We start from the raw sequence: 24618 nt of genomic DNA, 5'->3' as shown, positions 1-24618 counted from the left end.
GATTTTAGGGTTAAAAAAAAGCACCGTAAAACGGTGCCTTTAATATATGAAATTAAGTTTTTCTTAGTCAATATATAATCCTGTAAAATCTAAAGGCTCAACTTTAGGTAAATTGGAACCATATTTTGCATTGATTGCTGCGGTAAAGGCATTGGCCAGTATGGCATATCCTCTAGGGGATGGATGTACCCCATCCAATGAAAAACCACCACCAGTTGCAAAAGTGGCTGTAACCACGCTTCCGTCGGTTTGCTGAAATCCAGTGGTTTTCAGCTCATTCAATAAACTATTGGCATCCACAAAGGCAAGGTCATAGGCCGTAGCCAATGCTTCAATAGTTTGGTTGTAAGCAGTAAGTGCAGTTTCAACGGAGGCTTGCTCTTCTGGCGTTAACACCCATTTGTCTGCCAAAGGCACTGCAACTCCATTAATGGAAGTTGGATTGTTGGGGTCGGCAAGTGTACCAATAAAAGTTCGGGAAGTAAGTACCATGAGGTCTTCTTCAGTAGCCTGTCTCATACTTACAAGGGCTGGATTAATGCCAGTCAAATCCGTTAAATCCTCATCAAATAAAACTACGGCATTGGTATTGCCAGGGGAAAATGTAATGGTTCTTTTAGCTATTTCCGCATCAGCTTCCTCTTGGGTAATTGCCAATTGGCTGACAAGGAAATTCAAGGCTCCCGCAACACCTGCATTGTAAGCACCATAAGATTGGTTTAAAAGTGCGGCAGTTGCTGCATCCAACGGAACTGGATTATGGGGTACCGTGGTAAAATAGGGAATGTCAGTTACATTGGGTAAATTGGCTATAACACCACCCGCTCCGTTTGCTGTCATGGCTTGTAGCATAGCATCAAGCGAGCCTGCAAATACATTGGGGTCTGTTATATCACTTCTTGAATAGCTGCTGGGGTCCAAGTTTCCAGTTCGGTCAACCCCAGCGCCACCACCTGTAGCGTATAGAAGAATGTCATTGGCTCCTGTCCAAAGCGAGAAGAAGGTAGCGCCTTGCGCTGCGGCATCTCCAATCACTGTGGCGGTTTCCGAGGAAGAAAAGCGAACAAAATAGGGATTGGCGGCACCTATTGCCAAAGCTGCCAAACTCCCATATCCGGGGGCGAGCAATTCATAACTTTTGGAACCTGGAACCCCCATGTTGTTGAACGACCCAGAAAGTTTGTTGGTGATTTCAGTGCTTCCTTGTCCAGAAACTGGAGTAGGGGCCGGGCCGTTTGCGGTAAAGGCCAAAATCAATCGGTTGCCTATATCCGGACTTCCATCCATGTTCAAATCTGTTTCCCCATTGATGGTAGCCCCACCTAGGTTATCGGCCATGTAGGGAATCTCAAAGGAACCTCCACCCACCAATGCGAAATTGGTGGCCAACATATTTGGGAATGATGCTTCCTGACCGGCCCTAAAAAGTGCGTTGTCCGAGAATCCTGCGGTAAGCGAATTTCCTACGGCAACATATTTTGTGAAGTTTGCACTCCCTGCTGTATACTCAACCGGGGTTGGGTCGGGGTTTGTGTCGATAGGAGTGGTATCATCCTCACATGAAATCAAGAATAGGCCCAAGAATGGAAGCAAGGCAAATAACTTTTTCATATCTAAACGGTATTTTTTGAGTTAGTTTAAGTTAAACTTTGGGTTAAGCCGCATTTAACCAAATCTATGTCAAAATTGTTATACAGACAATAAAATAGCCAAAAAAATTATGCATGCATAATAAAAAACCGTCAATTTTAGGAATTCATAAAGCGGAGTGTCTTTTCGAAAAATTGTTTTGGATTTTCGGCATGTAGCCAATGTCCGGCATTATCCACGGTTTCTATGGATGCCTTTGGAAAGTGTTTTTTGATTTCCGGGTAGTCGCTGGGTTGGATGTATTCGGACCGATCTCCCCGAACAAAAAGAGTGGGCCCATTAAAAAGTGAGGTCGGTCCAATGTTGTCACCAATTTCTTCCATTCTATTCTTGAGAACATCAAAATTGAACCGAAAGCCCAATCTTCCAGTTTCTATCCAATAAAGGTTTTTCAGAAGGAATTGCCGTATGCCAAAATCGGTAAGGTGTCTTGAAAGCTCCTCATCAGCCTCCTTTCTACTGGAAATTTTGTTGAAATCCAATTGCGCCAGGGCATCAACAATATATTGGTGGTGTGGGGGATAGAATTTTGGGGCAATGTCGGCAACAATGAGTTTTTTTACTTTTTCAGGATGGGAGGTAGCGAGTTGCATGGCTGTTTTTCCTCCCATGGAATGTCCTAAAATCAGGGCGGATTCAATCTGGTGGTGATCCATGTATCCAACAAGGTCGCTGCTAAGCAGCTCATAATCAAAATCAGGGGAATGGAAACTCTTGCCGTGGTTTCTTTGGTCTACAAGATGTGCCTGAAACCCATTTTCAGCATATTGGCTGCCTAAGGTTTTCCAATTGTCAGACATGCCCAAAAAACCATGCAGAATGATTAAGGGTTCGCCTTCTCCCAATATTTTTGAATGTAATAACTCCATTATTTTAATCGGTCTAAGTACATGTTCACCACATTTTCAATACCTAAATAGATGGATTCGCAAATAAGCGCATGCCCAATGGAAACTTCCAAAAGGTGCGGGATGTGTTCCTTGAAAAATTTAATATTGTCCAAGCTTAGGTCATGGCCTGCATTGATGCCCAATCCAAGTTCATGGGCTATTTGGGCAGCATCCACAAATGGTTTTATGCCTGCTTCCTTCTTACCCAAGGCAAAATCATGCGCAAAACTTTCCGTGTAAAGTTCAATACGGTCTGTACCGGTTTCGGCAGCTCCACGAACCATTTGCACGTCCGGGTTTACAAAAATGGAGGTGCGTATCCCGTTCGCTTTGAAGGTTTTGATAACATCGACCAAAAAATCTTTGTGTTTTAAGGTGTCCCATCCAGCATTGGAGGTGATGGCGTCTTCGGCGTCGGGGACTAAGGTCACCTGGGTAGGTTTTACCTCAAGTACCAGATTTATAAACTTTGGAATTGGGTTTCCCTCTATGTTGAATTCGGTAGAGACTACCTGCTTCAGGTCACGGGCATCTTGATAACGGATATGTCGCTCATCTGGCCGTGGGTGAATGGTAATGCCTTCTGCTCCAAAGGACTCTATGTCCTTGGCGGAGGTGATCAAATTGGGTACATTGCCGCCCCTCGAATTCCGTAAGGTTGCCAGTTTGTTTATATTAACGCTTAGCTTTGTCATGAACTTCTCTTTAGGTGGACAAAAATAAGAATTAGGCACGCCTTTTGCGATTTAAAATTAGTATTTTGCGCCTAATAGTTATGTCATGCAGATTCAGAGCCAGATAATAAATACAGTTCCCATTTTTGAGGTTTCCGAGACCTTAAAGGAGGTAATTCGTTTTTTTGAGGAAACCACATTTTCGCATGTGGCGGTTACGGAAAATGGTATGTATCTGGGACTTTTGTCCGAAAATGATTTGGCTTGTTTTGAACCGGACAAGAGAATAGAGGAATTTAGGTACGAGATGGAAAGTTTTTTTGTCAACAAAGAAACTTCATGGTTGGATGTGCTTGAGATGTTTTCAAGAAACGAAGCCAATATTCTTCCGGTGTTGGATGAAAATCAGACGGTTACCGGATATTATGATCTTGAGGATGTAGTGAGTATGTTCATTGATACGCCTTTCTTCAAAGAGCCAGGTGCCATACTTGTAGTGGCAACTGGGATCAAGGATTATTCGTTCAGTGAAATTGCCCAGATCGTGGAAGGCAACAATGCCCGTTTGTTGGGGGCCTTTATTACAGATTCACAGAACGATGTGGTCCAAATTACCCTTAAAATAGGTGCGCAGAGTCTAAATGAGGTGGCCCAGACCTTTAGGCGTTATAATTACACCATTATTTTTGGAAACAGCGATGACCAGTTCATGGAAGATCTAAAACAACGATCGGATTATTTGGAAAAATACCTTAACGTTTAGCATGAAGGTCGCTATTTACGGACAAACTTTTTTGGAAGAAGACAAAACCAGCATGTTGGAGCTTTTGCACGAGCTCCAAAAAGTGCAGGCCGAGGTTTTTGTGGAAAAAAAATTTGAAGCATTGGTGTCGGACTGTACCATGGGCCGAATCAGTGGTACTTTTTCACAATCCAAAGGATTGGATTCATCTTTTGACATGTTCATCAGTTTTGGTGGTGATGGAACCATGCTCCGGGCAGTTACCTATATAAAGGACTATGGCATACCCATTGTTGGGGTAAATACGGGCAGGTTAGGGTTTCTTTCAACCTTTAAAAAAGAGAATGTACGGAAGTTGGTCACTGAATTTGTGGCCGGACATTATACCGTTGAGGAACGAACCTTGGTTGAGGTAGAAGTGAATCCGGACCTAAACGAATTTGAAAACCTGAATTTTGCATTGAACGAGGTCACGGTAAGCAGAAAGGATACCACTTCCATGATTACGGTGGAAACCTATCTGAACGATGAATACCTTACCTCGTATTGGGCAGATGGATTGATTGTTTCCACCCCAACAGGTTCAACAGGATATTCTCTCAGTTGCGGTGGACCCGTTATAGCCCCAACGGCAAAATCCCTTGTGCTGACTCCGATTGCTCCGCACAACCTGAATGCCCGTCCGTTGGTAATTTCAGATGACACCCAGATCCGGCTTAAGGTTTCAGGGAGGGAGCAGACCCATTTGGTGTCTTTGGATTCTAGGATTGCCGATATCCCCAATGGGAAGGAAATTAGGATCAGAAAATCAGATTTTACCGTCAAAATGATTGAGTATACCTCAGAAAGTTTTCTGAAAACACTTCGAAATAAACTACTTTGGGGGGAGGATAAAAGGAATTGAACCCCTCAAAAACAATAAAAGGAGCTAAAAACTGTTTTACAAGGGAGAATGTAATTAACACTAGGCCTATTGACTTTCCTTTACTTTTAACTTGTGTAATTTTTTGAATGGTATGAGGATAGTTTTGGCTATTTTTCTGTGCGGTATGCTCAAGTTGGGAGCACAGACCTATGAAGTTGGGATTTTTGCTGGAGGCACCAATATGGTGGGCGATGTAGGCCGTACGAACTATATTTTACCTTCGGGACCTGCCTTTGGCGGGCTCTTCAAATGGAACAAGAGCAAAAGGTATGCATGGCGCGCCAGTGTACTCTATGGCACCTTTACCGCAGACGATTCCAAATCCAGTATGCCATCGAGGCAACAACGCAAATATGAAGTGGACAACTCCATTTTTGAGACCTCTCTAGGGGTTGAGTTTAACTTTGTTGAATATAATTTGCACAAGCTCGGACCCGCGTTCACACCCTATCTATATACAGGTATCTCCTACTTCAGATACGATTTTATGTATTTTGATGCCCTCCAAGTGCAGGATATTAACCAAAAAGAAGGTAGTTTTGCAATTCCAATGACAGTTGGGGCAAAGTATCGGTTAAATCAATTTCTGATTCTTGGTGCCGAGATTGGGGCCAGATATACCTTTACGGATAATCTGGACGCAAGTAACCCTGAGGGTTCCAATTTCGAGCAATTTAGGTTCGGTAATATATTGAGCGATGACTGGTACGTGTTCACTGGGTTTACATTGACGTACACCTTTGGACGAAAGCCCTGCCAGGATTGTTTTCAATGACATGCACACGCTAGAGGACGTAAAGAAAGACAAGCAAATTCCAGAACATGTGGCCATTATTATGGATGGCAATGGCAGATGGGCCAAACAGCGGGGCAAGCTCCGTATTTTTGGTCATGAGAATGGGGTGGATGCCGTTAGGAACACTGTGGAGAATTGCGCCAAACTTCAAATAAAATGTCTTACCCTCTATGCATTTTCCACCGAAAACTGGAACAGACCAAAGGTTGAAGTAGAGACTCTTATGAAACTCTTGGTGTCTTCCCTCAAGAAAGAATTGAAGACCCTCAATAAGAACAACATTAAGCTAATGGCTATTGGAAACATAGATTCCTTGCCAAAAAAGGCCCAAAAAGAGCTTTCTGAGGTTATTTCAAAAACAGCGGAAAATACGGGAATGATACTCACTTTGGCCCTAAGCTATGGCTCAAGGGAGGAGCTGAAATCTGCTGTAAAAGAGATAGCTGCCAAAGTTAAAAATAATATAATTTCACTTGAAAATATTGACGAAACCGTTATAAATACACATCTTTACACGCATTTCTTGCCAGATGTAGACCTGCTTATCCGTACCAGTGGCGAGTGCAGGATCAGCAATTTTTTACTATGGCAAATTGCTTATGCCGAATTATATTTTATTGACGTATTTTGGCCTGATTTTAGAGAGCATCATTTGGTAGAAGCAATATTAAGTTACCAAAATAGAGAACGACGATTTGGAAAAACTAGCGAACAACTCAGTTAAGGGTATAAAAAAATCCATACTACCATACCTAAAACTACTCCTTCCTTTATTATTTATTACCGGACAAAGCTTTGCCCAGGAAACTTCATTTGAGGATGGAAAAAGATATATATTGGGCGGACTTACCGTAACCGGTCTACAAAGCTATAATGAGCAGACCGTTAAAACCTATACGGGCTTGCGTGTAGGGCAACCCATTACCGTTCCGGGTGACGAGATAAGTGCAGTGATCAAAAAGTTGTGGAGCTTGGAGCTGTTCAGCAATGTTGAGATGTACTATACCAAAATAGAGGATGATAAGATTTTCCTGGAGTTGAACATCTTGGAGCGTCCAACCCTATCCAATGTTACCGTGTATGGGGTTAAAAAACGTAAGGTTGAGGATATCCTTACTGATACGGACCTGAAAAAAGGCAAGAAAATCACCGAAAGCTTAATTGCCAATACCAAGAATTACCTTCAGAATAAATACAAGAAACAAGGATACCTCAATGCCAAGGTAAATATTGCTACCGCTACGGATACCTCCGAGACCAATACCCAAAACATGGTCATCAATGTAAACAAAGGAGATAAAGTAAAAATTCGGAGCATTGTTTTTGAGGGCAACGAAAAACTGTCCAACAAGCGACTTAGAAAGTCGATGAAGAACACCAAGAAGAAGAAGCTCTATCGTTTCTGGAAAAAATCCAAATACATCGAGGAGGATTTCAATGAAGACCTTTCCAGCTTGGTGGATGCCTATGCCGAACGTGGATATAGGGATGCAAGGATACTTTCGGACACTTTTGTGAAGGTGAACGAAAAGAACATCGACCTAAAGATCAAGGTAGAGGAAGGGGACAAGTACTATTTTGGGGACATCAACTTTGTTGGAAACACAGTGTACACAGATAGGTACTTGAGTCAAATACTGGGGATTCGAAAAGGGCAGACCTACAATGGAGTGTTACTTAAAAAACGTATCGCCGACGATTCCAGACCTGATGCGGCTGATTTGACTAATGAATACCAAAACAATGGGTATTTGTTTTCAAGTATCAATCCTGTTGAGGTCTCCGCAGTGAACGATACCATAGATTTTGAAATCAGGATCATAGAAGGTAAGGAAACCTTTTTGGATCACGTGACCGTTGTAGGTAACGATAAGACCAACGACCACGTAATCTTTAGGGAGTTGCGTACCCGTCCCGGTCAAAAATACAGCAAGGACAATATTGTGCGAAGTATTCGTGAATTGGGACAGTTGGGATTCTTTGACGCCGAACAGATTGTTCCGGACATTCAAAACCCAGACCCAAATGCCGGTACGGTGGACATTCAGTACAGTCTTGTTGAAGCCGGCTCCAGTCAGATAGAACTACAAGGAGGTTTTGGTGGCGGCGGATTCATCGGAACCTTGGGATTGTCTTTCAGCAATTTTTCACTTAAGAATATATTTAATGGGGAGGCATACAAGCCGGTTCCCATGGGAGATGGACAGACTTTTGCACTCCGTTTGCAGGCCAGTAGGTCGTTCCGTGTATATAGCTTGAATTTCTCCGAACCATGGTTGGGCGGTAAAAAACCAGTACGATTCAACCTATCACTTTCCAGGACCCAACAATTTGCGACAGGGTATGATAACAGGGGTAGGATTGATGTGCAAAAAGATCGTGGTTTTTCCATTACAGGAATTTCAGCCGGTTTGGCGAAAAGGGTGCAATGGCCAGATGACTTCTTCACCATATCCCATTCCTTAAGTTATCAACGATACGATTTCAACGATTATAATTTGGGACTTTTCAACTTCGGAAATGGTAGTTCCAATTCGGTAAACTACACATTTGGAATATCTAGAAGCTCACAAGGTCCCAGTAGAATATTTCCGCTTACAGGATCAAACTTTGAGATTACCGCCAAATTTACCCCACCGTATTCTTTGTTCAGTTCCAAAGACTATAAGCAACTTAAGATAGATATCAATGCAGCAACAGAAAGGTTGTTTGAAATAGGAAGTAACCCATCGAGTATTGAAGAGCAATTGGAATTTGCCCAATTGAGTGATGATTTGGAGCGTATGGAAGAGGAGCGGTTTAAACTTCTGGAATTCTACAAAGTAAAATTCAAAGGAGATTGGTACACCCGCTTGGTAGACAAACTGGTGCTTCGTACCAATGCCGAGTTTGGCTTTTTGGGAGCATATAACCATGATATTGGAGCTGTTCCTTTTGAACGTTTCTATGTGGGCGGCGACGGTCTTGGAAACTTTACTTTGGATGGTAGGGACGTTATTCAATTAAGAGGTTACGAAAACCAAGCCCTCACCCCATACGTAACCAATCCAATAACAAACTCCCTTCAGCAAGATGGAGGAACAATTTACAATAAGTATTCCTTGGAACTTCGTTATCCGCTTACCCTTAAACCCTCCGCATCCATTTATGCACTGTCGTTTTTGGAAGCAGGAAACGCGTTCAACAATTTTAATGAGTTTAATCCGTTTGAATTAAAAAGATCTGCCGGAGTGGGGCTACGTATTTTTATGCCGGCATTCGGACTCTTGGGGATTGATTTTGGATACGGCTTCGACACAGATGCCAGACCAGGATCAACAGGACCCAGTGGCTGGCAAACGCACTTCATCATCGGGCAGCAGTTTTAATCTAAGGAAAATAGGGCTTTGCTGATTTATAAGTAGCTTGTTTTTAATTAATTAGTTATTTTGGCACGATATTTTCTATGTAAAAAGCGGAAACAAAGATGAATACCAAAGTTCTTTTGTCGTTGATTGTTTTGATGACATCCTTTTATGGCTTTTCACAGCGCGGGGTACGCATAGGATATGTAGATATGGAGTATATCCTTGAAAATGTGGAAGAATATAGGGAAGCCACCACGCAACTGGAAGCCAAGGCTCAAAAATGGAAACAGGAGATTGAGCTGAAGCAAAGTATAGTGGAGCAAATGAAAAAGGATTTAATGGCAGAAAAAGTACTGCTAACGGATGAACTTATTGCAGAACGCGAAGAGGAAATCCAAATATTGGAAAAGGAAATGTTGGATTACCAGCAAGACCGTTTTGGACCCCAAGGAGATTTGGTCTTGCAGAAACAATTGCTGATTCAGCCTATCCAGGACCAAGTTTTCAACGAGGTCCAAAAAATTGGCGGTAATAAAAGATACGATTTTATTTTTGATAAATCGGCAGATGTTGTAATGTTGTACTCCGAAAAAAGGCACGATATCAGTGACTTGGTCCTAAGGGAGATAGGCCGAACAAGAAAAGTGAGCGCTTCCAACAAGAAGCAGGACGAAAGGAACAGGTTGCAACAGTTCATGGAAGAGGAAGAGCAGGCAGACGATGAAATCAGTGATGCCCTGAGAGAGCGCCAAGAAAAAGCGGAAGAAGCCCAAGAAGCAAAGGCCAAAGCGGCCGAAGACAGAAGGACGGAACAGCTGAAGCTCAGGGAGGAAAGAAAAAAAGCCTACGAGGCCAGAAGACAAAAATTATTGGAAGAGCGCGAAGCCAAACGACAAGCCAAATTGGATGAACGAAAAAAAGCGCAGGAACAAGAAAAGGATTCAATACAACAATAATATTGAAACACTTAATTTAACATCAAAATAGTAACTTAGAACCATGAGAAATGTAAAAAAAATCGCTGTAGCCCTAGTTTTGTTTGTGGCGGCTACAGGTTTTGTAAGTGCGCAGAGCAAGGTTGCCCACATTAATGTGCAGCAATTGTTGTCTGAAATGCCGGAGATGAAAACTGCGCAGGCCGAACTTAAAAAATTGCAGGAAACCTACAGGGCAGACATACAAAGTTCCATGAAAGAGCTTCAAAATAAATTGACTCAATACCAAAACGAAGCTACCTCAAAAACAAACGAGGAAAACGAGAAAAGAGCGTTGGAGCTTCAAGGTTTTGAGAAAAATATTCAAGAAGCCGAGCAAACTGCCATGCAGGAGTTGCAGAAAAAACAACAAGAACTATTTGCTCCAATTTCTGATAAGGCCAAAGCAGCCATTGAAAAGGTTGCGGCTTCACAAGGCTTTGAGTATGTAATCGATGCCAGCCCAGGATTGAGTTTGATCGTGGCCAAGGGAAAAGACCTTTTGCCCGCTGTTAAGCAAGAATTGGGATTCTAAGAAATACATTGTCCAATAACAAGATAGGAACCGCTTTTCCAGAAAGGTAAAGCGGTTTTTTTATGTCAAAACCGCAACAGTGTTTATTTTTAGATATGCAAAGACCAATTGGCATTTTTGATTCTGGGGTAGGGGGAACCTCCATTTGGAGGGAAATTAAAAAGATGCTGCCCTATGAACACACGCTCTATTTGGCAGATAGTGCCAATGCGCCCTATGGTGAAAGGTCCAAGGAAGAGATTGTTCAACTGAGTGTTAAGAACACCAAATTTTTGCTGGAACATGATTGTAAGATCATTGTAGTGGCCTGTAATACGGCCACCACCAATGCGATTGATCATCTACGGGCCAGCTACAAAGTTCCATTTATTGGTATAGAACCTGCCATAAAACCCGCTGCTCTTCAAACCAAAACCAAAAAGGTTGGGGTTTTGGCCACCAAGGGCACCTTATCCAGTAGCTTGTTCCATAATACTTCAAAGCTATTTGCAGAAGGTATTACTATACTGGAGCAAGAAGGAAAGGGATTGGTTGAATTAATAGAGGCTGGGGAGATTGATTCGCCGACCATGCAGGAGCTTCTCAAAAAATACCTGGATCCCATGCTGCAACAAGACATCGACTGTCTGGTGTTGGGATGCACCCATTATCCGTATTTGATACCCCAACTGAAAAAAATGCTTCCCAGCCATATCACAATTATTGATTCAGGCGAAGCCGTAGCAAGGCAGACCAAGGCAGTATTGGAAAAGGGGAATCTTTTGCAACTTGCAAAAAATACTCCCCGACACATGCTTTTTACCAACAGGGATATTGGAGTGCTGAAGAAGTTGGTCAATGATCCAATTGCTGAAATTGCCTATCGTGATTTTTAAAACCTATCTTCTTTTGTAGGTGAGATAGGTAAAAGGGTATTGGTGCCGATCATCCTTAGGATGATGTTCTTCTTTAAGCAATTCCCATTGGGTTTCATCAATTTCTGGAAAAAAAGTATCGGCTTCAAAAGTACCATGTACCCTAGTGAGTTCTATGTCTGTGGCAAGATTCATGGACTGCTTGTATATTTCACCACCCCCAATAATATAGGCTGTTTCTTGGCCATCCACCAAAGCAATGGCATCATCAAGCGAATGTACCACCGTGCAAGGAAATTTGGGTGTATATTTTTTATCCCGGGTAATAACAATATGCTCTCGGTTGGGCAGAGCCTTGGGGAAGCTCTCCAAGGTCTTTCGGCCCATAATGATCTTATGCCCCGTAGTTAGGGATTTAAAACGCTTAAAATCGTCAGGAAGGTGCCACACCAAATCGTTGTCTTTGCCCAAAGCATTGTTTTCGGCTGCTGCCGCAATAATGATCAGTCGCTTCACAAATCTTTTTTTTTATTGATGTTGGAAAGAGGGAAATCCGTTTCAATTTCCTTTTGGATTTCGGCAATCCGCTTTTTCTGGAGTTCCACCAACCGTTCACGCTGTCTGCGCTCCCAATCCTGTCCCATGAACTTGTGGGTCACAAAAACATTAAAGGCGTGCAGCACCAGTAAAAAAGCCCAGAAAAGGATGGCCCAAACAAACCAGTCATAGGCCTCCCCATATTTTAAAATCTTGTTGATCAAGATCAAAAAAACACAGCCTATCAAAAAAATGACAAAGTGGGAGAACAACCGTTTTTTTTGTTTGATGCGTTTCTGCGCATACTCCAAAAGTTCGTGTTGCTCCAAGTCTATTTCCGGTTTTTTCTTTTTACCAAAGGACAACATGGAATGGCTATCTTTAACAACAAATATAACGCAATTGTATCCAAAACCTCAGCTATGCAAAGCCTAAGAAAAAAATTCCCCGTGCTTAACCAATGTATCTATGCCAACACGGCCGCAACGGGATTGTTGAGTGAAGATTTAATGGAATGGCGCCAAGGACATGACTTGGATTATCTGATTGGGGGAAGCGACATGAAGGCTAAGAGTTTTGAGCACATGCCCAAGATCAAGGAAACCGTAGCGCGGTTCTTTGACTGCAAACCCAATAATGTGGCTTTGGTACCCAATTTTAGTTTGGGACTCAACATGCTTTTAGAGGGATTGGACAAAGACCAAAATGTGCTGCTCTTGAGCAATGATTACCCTTCCCTGAATTGGCCATTTGAGACTCGAAATTTCCCGAGGGATTATGTGGGGATCAATGAATACCTGGAGGAAAATATCCTTACCAAGATAAAAACGGGAAAGTTCAATGTTTTGGCCTTGAGCTTGGTTCAGTGGATTAATGGAATTCAAATAGATTTGGAGTTTTTGAAGCAGTTAAAAAAGGATAATCCCAATCTCTTGATCATTGCGGATGGCACCCAGTTTTGTGGTACCCAGGACTTCAGTTTTAAGGATTCTGGAATAGATGTTTTGTTGGCCAGTTCCTATAAATGGCTCTTGGCAGGATACGGCAATGGTTTTGTTTTGGTGAAGGACGGGGCAAGAGACCGATTTAATCTAAAGACCATGGGGAACGGCTCCGTGGACCGGGATGAATCCAAACGGGACAATGTGCACTTTTGTAAATATTTGGAACCTGGCCACCTGGATTCCTTAAATTTTGGGAGCCTTCAATTTTCCTTGGAGTTTCTGGACAACATCGGTATGCAGCATATACAGGCCCAATTGAAAAAACTGTCCAATACGGCAACTACAGTATTTGGGGAACTGGACCTTCTGGACAAATCTGTGCTGAAACGGGAGGTGCACAGCACTATTTTCAACATTAAGGGAGATGGGCAACTCTTTAAAAAGTTAGGTAAGGAAGATGTGGTCTGCGCCTTGAGGGGGGATGGAATCCGATTGAGCTTTCATTTTTATAACACCGTGGAGGAAATAGAGGCAATTGCCAAATTGCTAACAACTTGAAGACCCAGAATTTCTTTTTGAAAAAAACCGTCCCTGGTTTTTACCAAAAGTGATCTTATGGTTAGGTAGATTTTATCAATTTGATAAATCGAACTTAACTAATTGTAAATAAGCGGTTTTATATATTGCTTTGCAGTGGATTTTAATTTTAAGACCATGGCAATTAAGAAGCAATACCTAAAGAGCAAGCCTGTTTGCAAAGTTACTTTTTCAGTACCGGCAGAAGAGGCAAAGAAAGTTGCGGTAGTTGGTGATTTCAACAACTGGAACCCCAAAAGCAGCACGTTGAAGAAATTGAAGAACGGAACCTTCAAAGGAACTTTTGACCTTCCTACAGAGAACGCTTACGAGTTTAGATACCTTATTGATGGTGCCTACACCAATGATGATGAGGCCGATCGTTTCCAATGGAACGACTACGCCGGGACAGAAAACGCTGTTCTGGAACTTTAACTTATGCTATAAATCACCATTGGAGCTCTAAGCTTCAATGGTGACTCCTTTCCAAAATGCTACCCTGCCCTTAATGGCACGGGCCAGTTCACTGGTTTCGGGATAATACCACGCAGCATCGGGATTTTCTTTTCCCTCAACTTCCAAGGTGTAGTATGAGGCTTGACCTTTCCAAGGGCATGTGGTGTGGCTTGTACTTGGCTTAAAAAATTCTTTTTTAATACTGTCTTCAGGAAAATAGTGGTTGTTTTCAATCACCACGGTATCATTGCTTTCCGCTATTACCGTATTGTTCCAAATGGCTTTCATAGGCTTATTTTTTAAATACATGGTCTTTGTACCATTGTCTGTCATCTGAAAATTGGGTGACCATTTTAAGGTTTACCTGTTTGGCCAACCATTCTACAATGGCATCGTCATATTTTTGGGAAATCTCTGTATGTATGGTTTCCCATTCCCTTAGACGGATTTCAAGACCTAAACTTTCAATGGTCACCGTTTGGGCTTTCTTGGACACCAAATAGCTTTTGGCGGTTCCCGTTTCAGGGTCGTAAACTTCCCAGTGCAAAAAATTATCCAGCTCAAAATTGCCGCCCATTTCTTTATTGATGCGAGCCAATATATTCTTATTGAACGCCTCGGTAATGCCCGTTTTGTCATTATAGGCATCCAAAATGGTCTGCGGGTTCTTTTTCTGGTCGAATCCCATAAAGATCAAATCCCCATGGTTGATGGAACTTCTAAGATTTCCAAGAAATTCAACTGCTTGGGGGTGCAACAGGTTGCCAATGTTGGAACCCAGGAATAGGATCACCTTTCGTCTGCCATTGCTGTTTCCAATATCGCGGAGCGAATCAAAATAAGTGCCCTGGATTGGGTTGATCTCCACTTCGGGGATTTCCTCGTGCAAAGATTGTTCAAGCTGGTCAAGGGCATTCTGACTGATATCAATGGGCCTATAATCAAACGTAACCCCATTTTTAATAAGATGCCGAAGCAAGATCTTGGTCTTTTTACCATCCCCGGCTCCCAATTCAAATAGGCTGAAAGCACTCCCATCAGCCTTAAAAAGGTCCACGATCTCATCTTTATGGTTCTCCAGAATGGCAAACTCACAATCGGTAAGATAATATTCCGGCATGGCCATGATGTCCTGAAAGAGCTTGTCGCCCACTTCATCATAAAAATATTTGGAGGAAAGACGCTTGGGATGGGCCATGAGGCCCTCGTACACCTCTTGCTCAAAAATGGAGGCGAATGTGGTTGGATTTTTTTGCATAACAGGTGAGTCGGAATTATTTGGCCAACCTTAATCCAGTAAATTGCCAACGTAATTGTGGATGGAAAAAATTACGGTAGGTATGCCGTGTGTGTTTTTCGGGAGTGGCCACAGAACCGCCACGGAGCACTTTTTGGCTCACCATAAACTTGCCGTTGTATTCGCCTAGGGCACCATCCGGTTTTTGGTAGTTGGGGTAGGGCAGGTAGGCACTTTCTGTCCATTCCCAACGCTTGCCCCAAGGAAAAAATGCCTGGGCCACCTCCCATTCAAACTCGGTGGGCAGGCGATGGCCTTTCCATTGGGCGTAGGCAAAGGCCTCAAAATAGGAAATGTGGGTCACAGGGGTTTCCAAATCCAGTTTTTGAAGCCCTTGGGCTGCATAGTGGTGCCATTCCCCATTTATTCGGTGCCAATATAGCGGGGCTTTTATCTGATTTTGATTTACCCAGTCCCAACCTTCGGCATGCCAAAGATCAAAACGTTGATAGCCCCCATCCAAGATAAACGCTGCAAACTCACCATTGGTGACCAACTTGTTGGAAATTTCATAAGGTTGGAGATACACCTTGTGCCGACCCAACTCATTGTCGTAACAAAAAGATTCAGTGGCATGGCCAATCTCATACAGACCTCCATCAACAGCGATCCAATCTTGCGCATGTATCTCTTTGGGGTGGTCCCGAAACTGCTCCGAATAGACCGGCAAAAGCGGATTGTTCCCCAAAATGTATTTAATGTCCGTGAGCAATAGTTCTTGGTGCTGTTTTTCGTGGTGGATACCGATTTCCAGAACAGCCCGCAGTTCTTCGCTCTGTGGCCCTGAAAAGAAACCCTTGATAGCTTGGGTAACATGGTTTCGGTACTCGTACACTTTTTTTACCGAAGGTCGGGAGAGGTTCCCACGATCGGAACGTACCACCCGTTTACCTACGGTTTCATAATAACTGTTGAAGACAAAGGAAAAATCGGCATGAAACTCAACATAGTCCTTAGCGTGCGGTTTTAGGATGAATTCCTCAAAAAACCAAGTGGTGTGACCCAAGTGCCATTTGGGCGGGCTCACATCTACAATGGGCTGTACCACATAGTCCTCTATCTCCAGCGGTTGGCAAATGGATTCGGTGTGTTGCCGGGTCTCTAGAAAGAAATCTAACAAGGCATCGGTAAGGATCATAATGGGTGTGTTTGCTTAAAGATAGCCAATTATGATGGTTTGGTCGGGAGCATGCAGGTAACCTTAACGTCAAAAGCCCTGTTTTTTCTTGGGGAGGGCTTTTTCTTAAAGATACCTTTCCTTGACGATGTTGATATGGTGTACTTCGTGGCCGATGATGGATTTGAGGAAATCTTCGAGGGTAATGGTATGATGCTTTGCTTGGCCCTTCAACTGTAATTGATGTTCGGAAAGGGTGCCGATAAAACTTTGGGAGGCTTGCCTAACATGCAAAAGGTCATTGATCAATTGTTGTAGGGAAAGCTCATCAAAACGGCTGTTATTGACCAAGGATTCTTGATCGTATCCCCATAATTGTACCTCTTGTTTCCTGCTCAATTGGAAGGCCCTGAACATTTTTATACGCTCATGGTCGGCAATATGCCCCACGATCTGCTTGATGCTCCATTTGTTTGGGGCGTAGCGGTGGACTGCCTTTTCCTTACCAATGGATTGAAGAAACATAAAGGTGTCCGTGGAGAAAAAAAGCTGGTTAAGGTCCTTGTCTTGGACCAGTTCATAGTAGTAGGGGAAGCCGTCTTTTGGGGTATATTTCATAGAGTTGGGGGTTGTTTTGAAATCATAGATTATCTGCCATGTGCCCATGTGCCCATGTGCCCATGTGGACCATGGTCTTTACTTGCGGAATGGGCCTTGGCCTACTCGGCGGTGGTGGGATCAATAATGGTGGCCACCTCGCTCACCGAATTTACAGGAAACCCGCCCTGCTTGGCATGTTCCCGTACCATGTCCGTGTTGGGGGCTATGTACACGCAATAGACCTTGTCCCCGGTGACATAGCTCTGTATCCATTGGATCTCTGGCCCCATGTTCCTGAGAACACCGCAGCTAGTCTGCGATATTCCCTTGAGCTGATCGGCAGATAAATTACTGGCGCCCGGGATTTCCCGCTCAATGACATACTTTGGCATGATGTTGAATTTAGTTCCTACTCGTTTGGCTTTTGGGTTACGCCCCGTTTTTGTGTGGTTGCTGGACTCCACTTAAAGATAAGAAATAATGCAGCTTCTTGAAGGGATTCATACTGAAATCCCATAGTTTTTTGAAACAGTCATAATTTATTATGACCCTTAAAACCAAAAGCTTATCTACATTTGAGACATGTCCCAAAAGAGTGAAAAATTACAGAAGTTTATCAAGGAAGGCTACGGTACCCCGGCTCAATTGGCCGATATCTTGGACCTTGGGGTGGTGATGCTGTTCTATTTGGAAGAAGACACCTTTTCCCGAAGGGAAGTCCAAAGTGTGGTGGAGGCCCTAAAAGGGATTGAGGGTTGGTTGAGGGATTAGTGGTTTTGGATAAGGGAGGTTGTGCTGGTCATCCACATAGTTTTTAGTTTTATATACTGCCTATTAATAGGTATATATAAATGGTTCATGTAAATGGAACTATCTTTTTATGAAACTAATAATAATCCTAAAAGACTAAAAACAGTTATCCACAAGCCTAATTTACCAATAGCTTTCCAAATGCCCCATCTGGATCTGGTGGCATTGGCTTGTTTGAAACTATCAAATGCCATTCCACCACCTTGTGTTCTTCTGTTAAATTTCTCTTCTTCAACTTTGTAATTTAATCTTCCACCAATAATAAAAAGTGTAAAGCCAATAAAAAATATTGGACTTAGTAGTCTATGTCCAGTTAAAATGTCCCAAATATTGTAAAGGAATTCCATAATTAGTTTTTTTGATAAGGTTGTTTTAAAATATGGTGTCACTTTTTATTGGTATGTAAAATACACCTTTTTCTCCGAAGGAGAAGTCCAAAGTCTAGTGGCGACTTTTCATGGGAGATTATTTGCCAAATTCCGATATAAGCTTAGTTTCTGTCTTGTAAATACTGAAAAATGCCCATAAAAGAGTGCTTACAACTACTGATCCAATGCTCCACCCAATATGTTCCGTATCAATAAAAAACCCGAGAAGGGAGGTCAAAAAAGGAATTAAGGAATATTTGATCATATTTTTTGCGCCCAGTTTCTGTGCAAAATCCCACTGCTTTTGATTTTTCATAGAGCGTTTGGTCCGATACCCATACCACCAATTTATATGTTTGGGTGGATTGTTTTTAAAGATAAGCCCGCCAATTAAGGCTATAGCGCCAGTCAACAAACATGGAAGTATTATGATGCCATTAAAGGTCATGTGTTGCTTTGTTGGGCAATGTTATTTTGATTTAAATAATTCAACCTGAAATTCTTCTTTTTGCCAAAATACTTTAACTACAATTGATTCAGGGCCATTTGTCATTACTTCATAAAGGTATTTATCCCCTGGTTGGCTAAGTTCTTTTTTTAAAGGGTCATTACTTTCTTTAAATTCTAGCTCAAATTTGCAGTCGCTCTTCCATTCTATATTCAAAAGTGAATATGTTCGTCCATTATTCATTCTTTCTAAAAACATGTTATTTGAGATGGTGACATGTGTTGTATCTGGAGTGCTTGCATCCGAAGAACTCTGATTTAGGTAATAAAAATCGCCGGATTTTAGGTGCTCGCAAGTCAAATTATGTTGTTTTGCAACAATTTTTTTCTCTTCTTTTTGCTGGTTGGCAAATACCTTAAGAGCATAATCACAAGTTTTCAGCAATCTTGCACCAACTTTATTGCCCATTAAGTCCGTATCAATTTCGGTTATTGATTCAACGCCATTTTCTGCTTTTAGTGCTTCGACATTTTTAAGCATTGCATCTTCAATACATGGCATCATTTGATCGATGTTTTCAGCTCCATTAGAGCCAATGCACTTGCATATTTGATTTGACATAGTGTCGTATACATCTTGGCTGAATGAATATTTTGTAATAAGACTAATGAAAACTAGGGTAAGAAATATTTTTTTCAAATAATAAGTTTTAATATTCTACAACGGACTCGGGTATGGTTTGTTTCTGAGCAGGAATCGTCCGGCTTATAATTTTACGAACTGAAGTTATGGAAAATGTGGTAATAGATTATAGCCAATGTTATGCAACGCAGTTTTTATTGGTTTATCAGGGCAATTTTTTCATTTACCTTGTCCATGAACCCATGAAGAAATTCAGGAACATTGTCTTTTACTTGGTCAATTCTCCAACTTTTCTCTTTCCCATTTTCAGAGTACAGGATGAACAATCCACCACCATCGGCACAATCTGGGCAGCCAAAAACGGTCTCGCTTTGGTTCAATAGCCTATTGGGAAAGAAATCCGTGAGGTTTTTGACTTGTTCAAACAGGTCATTGTCCAATGCTACAAAGTCCGTGTTTTGGCCACTGTAGTCATCAACCGTATCTTCAAAAAGGGAATCATTGGTGAGTTTAAAGGTTTCAACACATCCTTCTCCACCACACTCCCCATAAAAATGGCCGAAAATCAAGTAATTTTCTTCATTGATATTAATGCCACTATCATCACTACTACAGGAAGACAAAATTCCAATGGTTGAAAGGACAAAAAACAATTTTTTCATAACAGCTTTTTTTTGAAGATGTCCTAACCATGGATTGGATGCGTGAAATTCCTTGTGACTCGTGAAATACATCCGTTTCCGTGAGCGGGGAGAAAACTATTCCTTGTTGTCCGCCAAAGGCGAGATCATAATATGGGCCCTGTGCGTTCCCGGATTCATGATCCAAGGGTGGTTGGCCCCCACAGGTTTTTCGGGTAACCCGGTGGATTCGGCCGTCGCAAAGGGCAGATAGACCACGTAGCGGTATTTGGCACCTTCCACTTTATGCGTTTCGGGGTCGTAGCGCTCATTGGGGCCGTAATAAATGTGCAGGGTGGCCCCGGCTATGCCCATATCCAGTTTTCCGGATTTAGCCTCTTCTTCCCGAATATCGAAAATTTCGGGACCTGTCTTTCCCTCTGCCCTGAGTTCACGACCTCGTGCCATGAATGGTTCCAGACTTTTGTGGTAGCAAGCTGCATTGAAGCCTGATTTTTTTGGGTCGTCCGTCAGAACGATGAATTCGTTGTCCCCTTCCTTGAGGGTCACCAGTTCACCAACATCGTTGTACCCTATGACTTTACACCCGGCACGACTTGCCTCTGGGGCGGCCATTAGCGAGGTGGCGATTAAAGCCTCTTCGGTGTCAATCGTAACAAATTGTATTGAGGTGCTGTCTGTTGATGCTTCTTTTGCGGTAGATTCTTCCGCGTTATCCTTGGTCTTGTTTGAGGTGTTGCAGGACATCAAGGCTCCTGTCAGGGCCAATACGGTGATGATATGTTTCATTTTCTCGGGTTTTAAGGGTTGCTGTTGGATCAGTCCTTTTTGGGACGGACAGGTTTAAGATACCACAAAATTTGCAGATTATTTGGAGTAGTCAATTCTCAAGTCGTTGGTACGGACCTCCTTCAGTTTATCCTTTAGTTTTTGTTGAAAATCCTCCACTACATCCGAATAATCAGGATGGTAGGCCAAGTTGGTGTATTGCTTTGGGTCGTTTTCCATATCAAAAAGTTCCATGCCCGATGCCGCATCTTCATCGTATTGGATGTAAGCCCATTTATCGGTCCGTAGCAAAAAGGTTTTTCCACCTTGCGAAACGCTGAAGGCCATATCCCTGACTTTTTCATTGGGGTCATCCAAGAGTTGCACCAAATTTTTCCCCTGTAGATGCTCGGAATACTCCACTCCGGCCAATGAAGCGATGGTGGGGTACAGGTCGATAAGCTCAACAAAAGAATGGCATACCGCGGGTTTTTTGCCCGGTACTTTTATGATCAAGGGAACCCGGGCTGATTCTTCGTGAAGGCTTACCTTCATCCAAAAATCATGTTCTCCCAAATGGAATCCATGGTCAGACGCGAATATGACGATAGTGTTGTCCTCCAGCCCTTCGTCTTCCAAGGTCTTCAATACTTTGCCCACCTGCTCATCCATAAAAGATACGGAAGCATAATAAGCGGCAACGGCCTTTTGTTGTTGTTCAAGACTCATTTGTCCATTTACACTGGTCACGTAATTGATGCCCCTTTTGGGGATGTCGTCCCAGTCATTTTCCACTTTTTTGGGTAGAACAATATTGGCATAAGGGTAGGGGTCAAAGTGTGATTTCGGTGCCACAAAGGGAACATGGGGGCGTACCATTCCCACGGCGAGGAAGAATTTTTCATTCTTGTGTTGCCGAATCAACTCACTGGCTTTTTGTGCTGTTTTTCCATCGGCATGGACCAAATCATTCCCATCCGCCTTCACGATGGTCATGACATTGCCTCCTTTTCGTTCTATGGTCCCATCGGGATTGCCCTGCACAAGTTCGGCCTCTCCCTTAGTTTGCCATTCTGGGGCCTGACTGTTGTATTTTTCATTCCACGAAGCGGGGTCGTCCTTACCATCGCTGCCCTGTTCAATATCGATGGGGACACCCATATGAAAAATCTTGCTCACCCGGGCCGTGTAATACTCATTGTCCTTGAAAGATTGTGACCACGTCTTGCGTTCATCACCAATATTTTCGCGACCGCTCACATATCCGTAGGTGGTGGTGGCATTGGGGTAGTATCCGCTCATAAAAGAGGCCCGTGAGGGACCACACACTGGATATTGACAATAGGCTTTCGTAAATAGGGTTCCTTCCGACGCCAGTTTGTCAATATTGGGGGTATGTACAGCGTTGTTTCCATAGGATGATACGGCCGTTGCGGTAAGGTCATCCGAAATGATAAAAAGTACATTATAGTCCTTTTCTTGTGAGTAGGACAATACATGTAGGCCCACACAAAGGATTAAACTTAGCAATGAACTTCTCTTGGTAAATGGCATTGGTATGGTTTTCTGATGTTGATTTTATATTTTGAATATATGCAAAATGCATCGTAATACTCAAAAACCTAAGATTCTTTATGGGGTGTTTTCCGTAACCCTGAACCGTACTATTTCAGCAATTAAATCAAAGGGAATGGGTTGGGTCAAAGGAAATTGAACGGAGCCCTTTCCTTGTTTGTATTGGGACAGTTGGGCCTCGAATGCACTATGCCCAGTTGGAGTGGCATAAAAACCGATATGCTTTGCATATCCCGCAAAATAGACCAAAGGTTTTTTGTGGAGCTTGTAGGCAGGCATACCATATGCAATGCTTTCAACGGCATCGGGTGCATTTTTTCGGATTACTTTGCGTACTTGGTTGAGCTTTTCCTGAATTTCCAGAGGAAACCCAGTAATATACCCGTCCACATTTTCTGGTTTTGTTTTCATTGTTCTAGTTTTCTTCCTGTGCGGCTTCCTTGCCTTCCACAATAATGGAAACCACTTCTTGTTTCAATTCCGGCTCTATGGCTTTTACGGTTTTATGTCCCGTATCGGTAATGGTAAATGTAGCGAATAGTGGCAAATGGTCGGAGCCAATGGCGGGTAAGGTCTTTATTTGATGCACTTCCATGTTCCTGGAGTGGAACAACAAATCTATAGGGAAGCGGAACAGTTTGGGTTTTACCGGGAAGGTGCTGTAGAACCCCTTTCCCAAGCGCGCGTCTTTTAGTTTGGACACTTTTGAGAACAGCTTAGAGCTTTTGGACCAGCACACATTGTTGAAATCACCCGAAACCAAGGTAGGTATCTTTTTTTTGCATATCAATTGGGCAACCATCATAAGTTCTGCGTCCTTTTGTTTAGAGGTGGGTTTTTCGGTGGGGCTTGGCGGCGGTGGATGGATGCCCCAAAAGATGAAATCGGTACCATTTTTATCTACCAAAGTAGCTTCAATGGAAGGGTGTTCCTCAGAAATCAAGTAATGTCCCTGGCAGGATTTTACCTTGAGCTTGGAGTAGAAATGCATCCCATACCGGTTCTCTTTGGGTATTTTGTGTGAAAAGGCAAAGTCATTTTCAAGCTCTGAAAGTGCTTTTTCCCATTCCAAGTTGCTTTCCATGGTCAGCAAAATATCCGGCTGTATCTGTTTGACCAAGCCAATCAGTTTTTGATGATCGGTATTTTTTTGCAGCACATTGACGCTGATCAGGGTAATGGCCTCTTTTGGAAGTTTTCCAGATTTTTTTCGGAAGGGAATGTAGGGCCAAATCACGAAGAACTGGTAGGTAATTGCAATCAAAAGTAACACTCTGGTGAGTGTCTCCAGAAATATGGGGGCACCACTGAAAAACAAACCAGCGATGAATAGTGCAACCAGTAGTGCCAAGAGCTGGAGCCTGATAAAATCAAATATCCTAAAAAACCAATGCTTGAAATCCAAAAAAGGCAAAAAACTCATCAAGGCACATATAATTGACAAAGTGTTCAGTACAATATGCCAAATATCCATGTGCAGTTTTTATTGAATTTTACTTCGAATGGGAGGTAAAGGAATCAATGGTAAGTTAGCACTAATTTTTTAATCCAACTGGTAATTTCTATACTGCCACCACCCCTTTAATGTGTGGATGTGGGTCGTAATTCAGTAGCTCAAAATCATCAAAAGTAAAGGAGAAAATATCCTTGACTTCCGGGTTGAGTTTCATGGTGGGTAAAGGTCGTGGGTCACGACTCAGTTGCAGTTCCACTTGCTCCCTGTGATTATCGTAGATATGTGCATCGCCAAAGGTGTGAATGAACTCCCCGGGCTGGTAGCCACAAACTTGGGCCATCATCATGGTGAAGAGTGCATAGGAGGCTATATTGAAGGGAACGCCCAAAAAGATATCGGCACTACGTTGATACAGCTGGCAGGAAAGTTTGCCATCGGCCACATAAAATTGAAAAAAGGCATGGCATGGAGGTAAAGCTGCCTTTCCATTGGCCACATTTTCCGAAAAGGATACCGAAGTGTCTGGAAGTACACTGGGGTTCCACGCGGAGACCAGCATTCTTCGGCTATTGGGGTTGTTCTTCAGGGTTTCGATGACTTCTTTGATTTGGTCGATTTCCTCGCTGTTCCAATTGCGCCATTGGTGTCCGTATACCGGGCCTAAATCCCCTTGGTCATCGGCCCATTCGTTCCAAATCCGTACCCCGTTCTCCTGTAGGTATTGAATGTTGGTGTCACCTTTCAAAAACCAAAGCAGTTCGTGGACAATGGATTTCAGGTGCAGCTTTTTGGTGGTCACCATGGGAAATCCTTCGGAGAGGTCAAAACGCATTTGATAGCCAAAAACGCTCAAGGTTCCTGTTCCCGTGCGATCACCCTTGGCATTGCCGTGTTCCAAAACGTGTTTAAGAAGGTCGTGGTATTGTTTCATTATTTTGGTACAAATTAGAGGTCATTTCGAACGAATACAATGAGGAGAAATCCAAGACATCTCGA

30 protein-coding genes are annotated in these 24618 nt (G+C 42.8%); 11 read left to right on the top strand and 19 right to left on the bottom strand.

Annotation, left to right across the window (positions count from 1 at the left end; translation table 11 throughout):
• Nucleotides 1–63: 63 nt before the first annotated feature.
• The 3 genes from ACP14V_RS13340 to ACP14V_RS13330 all read right to left on the bottom strand — a co-directional run bounded on the left by ACP14V_RS13340 (nucleotide 64) and on the right by ACP14V_RS13330 (nucleotide 3235).
• Nucleotides 64–1611 (bottom strand): G-D-S-L family lipolytic protein, encoded by a 1548-nt coding sequence (locus ACP14V_RS13340; protein WP_272608478.1) that lies wholly within the window; start codon nucleotides 1609–1611, stop codon nucleotides 64–66.
• Nucleotides 1612–1748: 137 nt separating this feature from the next.
• The gene (locus tag ACP14V_RS13335; protein ID WP_272608476.1) at nucleotides 1749–2519 is read right to left on the bottom strand and encodes an alpha/beta fold hydrolase; all 771 of its coding nucleotides are present in this window, start codon (nucleotides 2517–2519) and stop codon (nucleotides 1749–1751) included.
• Nucleotides 2519–3235: a pyridoxine 5'-phosphate synthase gene (locus ACP14V_RS13330; RefSeq protein ID WP_272608474.1), complete on the bottom strand. Its 717-nt coding sequence runs from the start codon at nucleotides 3233–3235 to the stop codon at nucleotides 2519–2521. Before ACP14V_RS13330 ends, ACP14V_RS13335 begins: the two co-directional genes overlap by 1 nt.
• An 85-nt stretch (nucleotides 3236–3320) precedes the next feature.
• Between ACP14V_RS13330 and ACP14V_RS13325 the strand changes: the two genes are divergently transcribed.
• From ACP14V_RS13325 to murI, 8 genes are all read left to right on the top strand, one after another.
• Complete coding sequence (locus ACP14V_RS13325; RefSeq protein ID WP_136566576.1) at nucleotides 3321–3977, top strand: CBS domain-containing protein; 657 nt, start codon at nucleotides 3321–3323, stop codon at nucleotides 3975–3977.
• A 1-nt stretch (nucleotide 3978) separates the two neighbouring features.
• Entirely contained in the window at nucleotides 3979–4860 is an 882-nt protein-coding gene (locus tag ACP14V_RS13320; RefSeq protein ID WP_136566575.1) for an NAD kinase, read from the top strand.
• Nucleotides 4861–4972: 112 nt separating this feature from the next.
• Entirely contained in the window at nucleotides 4973–5656 is a 684-nt protein-coding gene (locus tag ACP14V_RS13315) for a DUF6089 family protein (RefSeq protein ID WP_272608471.1), read from the top strand.
• Nucleotide 5657: 1 nt separating this feature from the next.
• Entirely contained in the window at nucleotides 5658–6401 is a 744-nt protein-coding gene (locus ACP14V_RS13310; RefSeq protein WP_136566573.1) for an isoprenyl transferase, read from the top strand.
• Complete coding sequence (locus ACP14V_RS13305; RefSeq protein ID WP_272608468.1) at nucleotides 6373–9045, top strand: BamA/OMP85 family outer membrane protein; 2673 nt, start codon at nucleotides 6373–6375, stop codon at nucleotides 9043–9045. The genes ACP14V_RS13310 and ACP14V_RS13305 overlap by 29 nt, the downstream gene beginning before the upstream one ends.
• Before the next feature lie 98 nt (nucleotides 9046–9143).
• Nucleotides 9144–9980: an OmpH family outer membrane protein gene (locus ACP14V_RS13300; RefSeq protein WP_272608466.1), complete on the top strand. Its 837-nt coding sequence runs from the start codon at nucleotides 9144–9146 to the stop codon at nucleotides 9978–9980.
• A 43-nt stretch (nucleotides 9981–10023) separates the two neighbouring features.
• Complete coding sequence (locus tag ACP14V_RS13295) at nucleotides 10024–10533, top strand: OmpH family outer membrane protein (protein ID WP_136566570.1); 510 nt, start codon at nucleotides 10024–10026, stop codon at nucleotides 10531–10533.
• Nucleotides 10534–10628: 95 nt separating this feature from the next.
• Nucleotides 10629–11408, top strand: a complete 780-nt coding sequence (gene murI / locus ACP14V_RS13290; RefSeq protein WP_272608464.1) for a glutamate racemase — start codon at nucleotides 10629–10631, stop codon at nucleotides 11406–11408.
• Between the two features lie 3 nt (nucleotides 11409–11411).
• Here the strand turns inward: murI and ACP14V_RS13285 are convergent, their stop codons facing one another.
• A complete protein-coding gene (locus tag ACP14V_RS13285) occupies nucleotides 11412–11903 on the bottom strand; it encodes a dihydrofolate reductase (protein ID WP_272608462.1) in 492 nt (163 codons plus the stop codon).
• Nucleotides 11900–12292, bottom strand: a complete 393-nt coding sequence (locus ACP14V_RS13280; protein WP_136566567.1) for a 2TM domain-containing protein — start codon at nucleotides 12290–12292, stop codon at nucleotides 11900–11902. Before ACP14V_RS13280 ends, ACP14V_RS13285 begins: the two co-directional genes overlap by 4 nt.
• Before the next feature lie 54 nt (nucleotides 12293–12346).
• Between ACP14V_RS13280 and ACP14V_RS13275 the strand changes: the two genes are divergently transcribed.
• Both ACP14V_RS13275 and ACP14V_RS13270 read left to right on the top strand, forming a co-directional pair.
• Nucleotides 12347–13426, top strand: coding sequence for an aminotransferase class V-fold PLP-dependent enzyme (locus tag ACP14V_RS13275; RefSeq protein ID WP_272608460.1), 1080 nt, complete (start codon nucleotides 12347–12349; stop codon nucleotides 13424–13426).
• Between the two features lie 156 nt (nucleotides 13427–13582).
• A complete protein-coding gene (locus tag ACP14V_RS13270) occupies nucleotides 13583–13879 on the top strand; it encodes an isoamylase early set domain-containing protein (RefSeq protein ID WP_136566565.1) in 297 nt (98 codons plus the stop codon).
• Between the two features lie 27 nt (nucleotides 13880–13906).
• On the opposite strand, the gene ACP14V_RS13265 is transcribed toward ACP14V_RS13270, so the two are convergent.
• The 5 genes from ACP14V_RS13265 to ACP14V_RS13245 all read right to left on the bottom strand — a co-directional run bounded on the left by ACP14V_RS13265 (nucleotide 13907) and on the right by ACP14V_RS13245 (nucleotide 17306).
• A complete protein-coding gene (locus ACP14V_RS13265) occupies nucleotides 13907–14188 on the bottom strand; it encodes a DUF427 domain-containing protein (RefSeq protein WP_272608457.1) in 282 nt (93 codons plus the stop codon).
• A gap of 4 nt (nucleotides 14189–14192) precedes the next feature.
• Entirely contained in the window at nucleotides 14193–15158 is a 966-nt protein-coding gene (gene egtD, locus ACP14V_RS13260; RefSeq protein WP_272608455.1) for an L-histidine N(alpha)-methyltransferase, read from the bottom strand.
• Between the two features lie 16 nt (nucleotides 15159–15174).
• Nucleotides 15175–16335: an ergothioneine biosynthesis protein EgtB gene (gene egtB, locus ACP14V_RS13255; protein WP_272608454.1), complete on the bottom strand. Its 1161-nt coding sequence runs from the start codon at nucleotides 16333–16335 to the stop codon at nucleotides 15175–15177.
• Between the two features lie 105 nt (nucleotides 16336–16440).
• Complete coding sequence (locus tag ACP14V_RS13250) at nucleotides 16441–16932, bottom strand: DinB family protein (protein ID WP_272608453.1); 492 nt, start codon at nucleotides 16930–16932, stop codon at nucleotides 16441–16443.
• A gap of 101 nt (nucleotides 16933–17033) precedes the next feature.
• Nucleotides 17034–17306, bottom strand: coding sequence for a DUF4242 domain-containing protein (locus ACP14V_RS13245; protein WP_272608452.1), 273 nt, complete (start codon nucleotides 17304–17306; stop codon nucleotides 17034–17036).
• A 190-nt stretch (nucleotides 17307–17496) separates the two neighbouring features.
• On the opposite strand from ACP14V_RS13245, the gene ACP14V_RS13240 reads away from it, so the two are divergent.
• Nucleotides 17497–17685, top strand: a complete 189-nt coding sequence (locus ACP14V_RS13240) for a hypothetical protein (RefSeq protein WP_272608451.1) — start codon at nucleotides 17497–17499, stop codon at nucleotides 17683–17685.
• A 107-nt stretch (nucleotides 17686–17792) separates the two neighbouring features.
• Here the strand turns inward: ACP14V_RS13240 and ACP14V_RS13235 are convergent, their stop codons facing one another.
• The 9 genes from ACP14V_RS13235 to ACP14V_RS13195 form a co-directional block, all read right to left on the bottom strand.
• Nucleotides 17793–18071, bottom strand: a complete 279-nt coding sequence (locus ACP14V_RS13235; RefSeq protein ID WP_272608449.1) for a hypothetical protein — start codon at nucleotides 18069–18071, stop codon at nucleotides 17793–17795.
• Nucleotides 18072–18189: 118 nt separating this feature from the next.
• Entirely contained in the window at nucleotides 18190–18540 is a 351-nt protein-coding gene (locus tag ACP14V_RS13230; RefSeq protein ID WP_409557915.1) for an SdpI family protein, read from the bottom strand.
• 21 nt (nucleotides 18541–18561) lie between these two features.
• A complete protein-coding gene (locus ACP14V_RS13225; RefSeq protein WP_272608448.1) occupies nucleotides 18562–19239 on the bottom strand; it encodes a hypothetical protein in 678 nt (225 codons plus the stop codon).
• Nucleotides 19240–19376: 137 nt separating this feature from the next.
• A complete protein-coding gene (locus ACP14V_RS13220) occupies nucleotides 19377–19844 on the bottom strand; it encodes a hypothetical protein (protein ID WP_272608446.1) in 468 nt (155 codons plus the stop codon).
• 96 nt (nucleotides 19845–19940) lie between these two features.
• Nucleotides 19941–20612: a hypothetical protein gene (locus ACP14V_RS13215; RefSeq protein WP_272608443.1), complete on the bottom strand. Its 672-nt coding sequence runs from the start codon at nucleotides 20610–20612 to the stop codon at nucleotides 19941–19943.
• Nucleotides 20613–20690: 78 nt separating this feature from the next.
• The gene (locus ACP14V_RS13210) at nucleotides 20691–22145 is read right to left on the bottom strand and encodes a sulfatase (protein WP_272608441.1); all 1455 of its coding nucleotides are present in this window, start codon (nucleotides 22143–22145) and stop codon (nucleotides 20691–20693) included.
• Nucleotides 22146–22223: 78 nt separating this feature from the next.
• Nucleotides 22224–22577 (bottom strand): iron chaperone, encoded by a 354-nt coding sequence (locus tag ACP14V_RS13205; protein ID WP_272608439.1) that lies wholly within the window; start codon nucleotides 22575–22577, stop codon nucleotides 22224–22226.
• A 4-nt stretch (nucleotides 22578–22581) separates the two neighbouring features.
• Complete coding sequence (locus ACP14V_RS13200; RefSeq protein WP_272608437.1) at nucleotides 22582–23640, bottom strand: endonuclease/exonuclease/phosphatase family protein; 1059 nt, start codon at nucleotides 23638–23640, stop codon at nucleotides 22582–22584.
• An 88-nt stretch (nucleotides 23641–23728) separates the two neighbouring features.
• Nucleotides 23729–24553 (bottom strand): thymidylate synthase, encoded by an 825-nt coding sequence (locus tag ACP14V_RS13195; protein ID WP_272608435.1) that lies wholly within the window; start codon nucleotides 24551–24553, stop codon nucleotides 23729–23731.
• Nucleotides 24554–24618: the final 65 nt, after the last annotated feature.

The organism is Flagellimonas alvinocaridis (assembly GCF_965248585.1).
GTDB lineage: Bacteria > Bacteroidota > Bacteroidia > Flavobacteriales > Flavobacteriaceae > Flagellimonas > Flagellimonas alvinocaridis.
The sequence above is the reverse complement of the archived record's forward strand: the minus strand, read 5'-3'. Positions and strand labels throughout refer to the sequence as shown.

Excerpts from the sequence above, each read along its gene's own strand:
- ACP14V_RS13325 (WP_136566576.1), top strand. The coding sequence starts at position 3,321 with ATGCAGATTCAGAGCCAGATAATAAATACAGTTCCCATTTTTGAGGTT.
- ACP14V_RS13300 (WP_272608466.1), top strand. The coding sequence starts at position 9,144 with ATGAATACCAAAGTTCTTTTGTCGTTGATTGTTTTGATGACATCCTTT.
- egtD (WP_272608455.1), bottom strand. The coding sequence starts at position 15,158 with ATGCAAAAAAATCCAACCACATTCGCCTCCATTTTTGAGCAAGAGGTG.
- ACP14V_RS13235 (WP_272608449.1), bottom strand. The coding sequence starts at position 18,071 with ATGGAATTCCTTTACAATATTTGGGACATTTTAACTGGACATAGACTA.
- ACP14V_RS13335 (WP_272608476.1), bottom strand. The coding sequence starts at position 2,519 with ATGGAGTTATTACATTCAAAAATATTGGGAGAAGGCGAACCCTTAATC.
- murI (WP_272608464.1), top strand. The coding sequence starts at position 10,629 with ATGCAAAGACCAATTGGCATTTTTGATTCTGGGGTAGGGGGAACCTCC.
- ACP14V_RS13200 (WP_272608437.1), bottom strand. The coding sequence starts at position 23,640 with ATGGATATTTGGCATATTGTACTGAACACTTTGTCAATTATATGTGCC.
- ACP14V_RS13250 (WP_272608453.1), bottom strand. The coding sequence starts at position 16,932 with ATGAAATATACCCCAAAAGACGGCTTCCCCTACTACTATGAACTGGTC.
- ACP14V_RS13330 (WP_272608474.1), bottom strand. The coding sequence starts at position 3,235 with ATGACAAAGCTAAGCGTTAATATAAACAAACTGGCAACCTTACGGAAT.
- ACP14V_RS13240 (WP_272608451.1), top strand. The coding sequence starts at position 17,497 with ATGTCCCAAAAGAGTGAAAAATTACAGAAGTTTATCAAGGAAGGCTAC.
- ACP14V_RS13275 (WP_272608460.1), top strand. The coding sequence starts at position 12,347 with ATGCAAAGCCTAAGAAAAAAATTCCCCGTGCTTAACCAATGTATCTAT.
- ACP14V_RS13280 (WP_136566567.1), bottom strand. The coding sequence starts at position 12,292 with ATGTTGTCCTTTGGTAAAAAGAAAAAACCGGAAATAGACTTGGAGCAA.
- ACP14V_RS13205 (WP_272608439.1), bottom strand. The coding sequence starts at position 22,577 with ATGAAAACAAAACCAGAAAATGTGGACGGGTATATTACTGGGTTTCCT.
- ACP14V_RS13215 (WP_272608443.1), bottom strand. The coding sequence starts at position 20,612 with ATGAAACATATCATCACCGTATTGGCCCTGACAGGAGCCTTGATGTCC.
- ACP14V_RS13245 (WP_272608452.1), bottom strand. The coding sequence starts at position 17,306 with ATGCCAAAGTATGTCATTGAGCGGGAAATCCCGGGCGCCAGTAATTTA.
- ACP14V_RS13320 (WP_136566575.1), top strand. The coding sequence starts at position 3,979 with ATGAAGGTCGCTATTTACGGACAAACTTTTTTGGAAGAAGACAAAACC.
- ACP14V_RS13310 (WP_136566573.1), top strand. The coding sequence starts at position 5,658 with ATGCACACGCTAGAGGACGTAAAGAAAGACAAGCAAATTCCAGAACAT.
- ACP14V_RS13195 (WP_272608435.1), bottom strand. The coding sequence starts at position 24,553 with ATGAAACAATACCACGACCTTCTTAAACACGTTTTGGAACACGGCAAT.
- ACP14V_RS13210 (WP_272608441.1), bottom strand. The coding sequence starts at position 22,145 with ATGCCATTTACCAAGAGAAGTTCATTGCTAAGTTTAATCCTTTGTGTG.
- egtB (WP_272608454.1), bottom strand. The coding sequence starts at position 16,335 with ATGATCCTTACCGATGCCTTGTTAGATTTCTTTCTAGAGACCCGGCAA.
- ACP14V_RS13340 (WP_272608478.1), bottom strand. The coding sequence starts at position 1,611 with ATGAAAAAGTTATTTGCCTTGCTTCCATTCTTGGGCCTATTCTTGATT.
- ACP14V_RS13265 (WP_272608457.1), bottom strand. The coding sequence starts at position 14,188 with ATGAAAGCCATTTGGAACAATACGGTAATAGCGGAAAGCAATGATACC.
- ACP14V_RS13270 (WP_136566565.1), top strand. The coding sequence starts at position 13,583 with ATGGCAATTAAGAAGCAATACCTAAAGAGCAAGCCTGTTTGCAAAGTT.
- ACP14V_RS13220 (WP_272608446.1), bottom strand. The coding sequence starts at position 19,844 with ATGAAAAAATTGTTTTTTGTCCTTTCAACCATTGGAATTTTGTCTTCC.
- ACP14V_RS13295 (WP_136566570.1), top strand. The coding sequence starts at position 10,024 with ATGAGAAATGTAAAAAAAATCGCTGTAGCCCTAGTTTTGTTTGTGGCG.
- ACP14V_RS13315 (WP_272608471.1), top strand. The coding sequence starts at position 4,973 with ATGAGGATAGTTTTGGCTATTTTTCTGTGCGGTATGCTCAAGTTGGGA.
- ACP14V_RS13230 (WP_409557915.1), bottom strand. The coding sequence starts at position 18,540 with ATGACCTTTAATGGCATCATAATACTTCCATGTTTGTTGACTGGCGCT.